The following is a 758-nucleotide window of genomic DNA, read 5'->3' as shown; positions in this document are numbered from 1 at the left end:
ACAGGGAAAAGGGCAGCCGATTCGCGCTGATGGTCCTCAAACACATTTTAAAAAGGCTGGAACACCTACTATGGGTGGTTTGATGATTTTAAGCGGCATTGTAGTCTCAGCGTTTTTGTGGTGTAATTTATCGAATATTTATTTTTGGGTATCCTTATTTGTTATGCTTTCTTTTGGGATGATTGGTTTTTACGATGATTATCTTAAGGTTACCAAACAAACGGAGAAAGGATTTTCTGGTAAAGCACGATTAAGCTTGGAGTTTTTGGTTGCGGCAATTGCTGCTTTTGTTTTTTTACAAGTTGGCTCGCCTGGGTTAGCTTTGCCCTTTGTGAAAGATTACTTTATCAATTTGAGCTGGTTTTTTATTCCTTTCTCTGCTTTTGTTATTGTCGCTACTGGGAATGCGGTTAATTTGACTGATGGTCTTGATGGGTTGGCTATTGTTCCTGTGATGGTTGCTGCTTTGTCTTTTGCTCTAATTGCTTACCTTTCTGGTAATATCAATTTTGCTGATTATCTCCAAATCCATTATGTATCGGGGACGGGTGAATTGGCTGTTTTATTAGGAGCTGTTGTTGGTGCAGGGCTTGGTTTTTTATGGTTTAATGCACCGCCGGCGGCTATTTTTATGGGGGATACTGGTTCGTTGGCGCTTGGAGGGCTATTGGGTAGTGTTGCTGTAGCAACCAAGCATGAAATTGTTTTGGCTCTTATTGGAGGGCTTTTTGCTCTTGAAGGATTCTCGGTTGTTATCC

1 protein-coding gene is annotated in these 758 nt (G+C 41.0%); it reads left to right on the top strand.

Annotated features, from left to right (window positions below):
• Positions 1–758: phospho-N-acetylmuramoyl-pentapeptide-transferase (mraY, locus tag ACFINO_RS10315; protein WP_375655731.1), on the top strand; the 758-nt coding region annotated here is incomplete at both ends.

This window comes from Bartonella sp. AA83SXKL (assembly GCF_042196965.1).
Lineage (GTDB): Bacteria > Pseudomonadota > Alphaproteobacteria > Rhizobiales > Rhizobiaceae > Bartonella.
Note: the sequence above shows the minus strand (reverse complement) of the source record. Positions and strands in the feature narration are given on the sequence as shown.